This window comes from Citrobacter sp. Marseille-Q6884 (assembly GCF_945906775.1).
Taxonomy (GTDB): Bacteria; Pseudomonadota; Gammaproteobacteria; order Enterobacterales; family Enterobacteriaceae; genus Citrobacter.
The window spans coordinates 1-2515 of sequence record NZ_CAMDRE010000004.1; the positions used below are offsets into that span (position 1 = coordinate 1).

At 51.1% G+C, this 2515-nt stretch carries 3 protein-coding genes; 1 reads left to right on the plus strand and 2 read right to left on the minus strand.

From position 1 onward, the window contains the following. The first annotated feature begins 1447 nt into the window (after positions 1-1447). Entirely contained in the window at positions 1448-1648 is a 201-nt protein-coding gene (locus tag N7268_RS25100; RefSeq protein ID WP_016236520.1) for a hypothetical protein, read from the plus strand. 47 nt (positions 1649-1695) lie between these two features. On the opposite strand, the gene N7268_RS25105 is transcribed toward N7268_RS25100, so the two are convergent. Together N7268_RS25105 and N7268_RS25110 are read right to left on the minus strand one after the other, a co-directional pair. Continuing rightward, positions 1696-1884, minus strand: coding sequence for a Rop family plasmid primer RNA-binding protein (locus N7268_RS25105; protein WP_000165998.1), 189 nt, complete (start codon positions 1882-1884; stop codon positions 1696-1698). Positions 1885-2135: 251 nt separating this feature from the next. Next, the gene (locus tag N7268_RS25110) at positions 2136-2453 is read right to left on the minus strand and encodes a hypothetical protein (protein WP_023224510.1); all 318 of its coding nucleotides are present in this window, start codon (positions 2451-2453) and stop codon (positions 2136-2138) included. Between the last annotated feature and the right edge of the window lie 62 nt (positions 2454-2515).

Consider the following 2515-nt stretch of genomic DNA (forward strand, 5'->3'; position numbering starts at 1 on the left):
GGATATTGCTTTGTTGCGCATCCTGCCATGATCAGCGCTGCCGATAGGATGAATATTTTTTTCAAAATTATCCTTATTTATTTAGGCATAGTTAAGAGATACCCATTTTATCGGCAGGAAATGAGGGTTTTTTAGTTGAATTTTGGGAGGGGCAAGGTTCCATATTGGTCGAGGATTCTGGAGCTGACCGGCAACGGCCAGCGCGGCTATGGGCCATGCGGTGGTTGAGCATAGAAAGGATCTTCTTGAGTTCCTTTTTTTCTACGCGTAATCTCTTGCTCTGAAAACGAAAAAACCACCTGGGGAGGTGGTTTTTCGAAGGTTAAGTCAGTTGGGGAACTGCTTAACCTGGTAACTGGCTTCAGCAGAGCGCAGATACCAAATACTGTCCTTCCAGTGTAGCCGTAGTTAGGCCACCACTTCAAGAACTCTATAGCACCACCTAAATTAACTCGCTCTGCTAATCCTGTTACCAGTGGCTGCTGCCAGTGGCGCTTTGTCGTGTCTTTCCGGGTTGGACTCAAGACGATAGTTACCGGATAAGGCGCAGCAGTCGGACTGAACGGGGGGTTCGTGCATACAGTCCAGCTTGGAGCGAACTGCCTTCCCGGAACTGAGTGTCAGGCGTGGAATGAGATAAACGCGGCCATAACAGCGGAATGACACCGGTAAACCGAAAGGCAGGAACAGGAGAGCGCACGAGGGAGCCACCAGGGGGAAACGCCTGGTATCTTTAAGTCCTGTCGGGTTTCGCCACCACTGATTTGAGCGTCAGATTTCGTGATGCTTGTCAGGGGGGCGGAGCCTATGGAAAACCGGCAACGCCGCGGCCTTTTCTTTTGCCTCTCGATCCTCTCTCATTGCCTGTGCCTTAATGTCTCCGTTCCCTCCGCTCGCCGCAGCCGAACGACCGAGCGTAGCGAGTCAGTGAGCGAGGAAGCGGAATATCCCCGGACTTATCTTCGGCACCGTACGCGCCAGTGCTGCATTTTTTAATACGATGCAGGATAGGGCAAACGCCGCAAAATGACGTCATCCGACATCATTCCGCCGCGTTCGTCCAGTGACCTACAGTCGGCTCTGGGGTGTCGGGGCTGTGCCCTGACCAGGCGTTTTGGAGTATCGCCACCGTGGTGGCGGTGCTACAAAACATATCCTGTCCCTTCCTTGGCATCTCTGAAGTTTAGCCAGTATACACTCCGCTAGCGCTACGTGACTGGTTCAGGGCTGCGCCCCGACACCCGCTAAAAGCACTGACGCGCCTGCGGCTTGCCCAACCCCGCGCCGTCCGGGAAAGAATTTCCCGATCGACCCGACGTTTCTGTTTACCTGTGATGTTAACGTTTGGATCTTTTTCCCGGGTTTACCTATTTTCTTCTAATGAAGCGTTCACAGCTGACGTTAATAGATGGGTGCTTTCATGTTTGGTTTTTCACCAGGAGAACTTATGAACCTTTGCCCCGATGAACGTCTGCTCTTTGTGCGGATGATTTCCGCTATGCTTCGCCGTTCGGGCGGTGATGCGGGTGCTGTTATGTTTGAGGCGTATCGCCATATTGTGTCCGATACCAATCAAGCTCGTCGTTCCTGCATGCTCGACCTGCTCGAAAGCGTCAGGCATGACTATGTACACGGTGGATATACATAGTTGCCCTGGATACGCTTTTCGTCTAAGTGAGCGTTCTTTTCGTCTCTTTATTCGCCGTCCTGTATACCGAAGCGTGCGCTCAGCTTCTGATAAAGCGCTTCTGCCTGTTCGTGCATTCGCTCACAGTCGGCTGCCTCGTCATCAAGATCGAGCACGTCGAGTTTTTCGAGCAGCAGCAGCGACTGCGCCCGGATAAATTTTGCCATGTTCAGTGCGGCTGATTCCTGTTTTGTCATACGGCTTTTTCCCGGTTTTATGGTGATCGCAGACTGAAATCTTACTTCATTCACTTGAGTGCATAGCCATGCAGGTACGCAGAAATCATCAGCGCGTTTCTGAGCGGTTTTCAGGGGGTAAGATGTGTTCTTTTGCAGGTGAGGTCGTAGAAACGCCCTGAGAGCCTCTCAGGCGGTGCACGCAACAGATGTTATGGTAAATCCAGCTGATTGGCAGGTACAAAAAAAGCCCGGCAGGGCTTTTTTGTACCTTATTGATCTGCACACTTTGCAGCCTTCAGGGCTTCCAGCTGATTTAGCCGGTTAGCTGCTTTTTTGCGGGCTTCGCCTTTTGCCATGCCATTTCCTATCCCAAAATCACCCAGGAAACCTAATACGGTGCGCCCGTCAAATTCGCCGGTTGCCTCAATTTCTTGTTGTACACTGCGCGTTTTGGCGATTTCCAGAGCTACCGCTTTGCAATCCATTGCGGAAGATTCTGGACCGGTGACGTTCGCGGCCTGTGGATATTGCTTTGTTGCGCATCCTGCCATGATCAGCGCTGCCGATAGGATGAATATTTTTTTCAAAATTATCCTTATTTATTTAGGCATAGTTAAGAGATACCCATTTTATCGGCAGGAAATGAGGG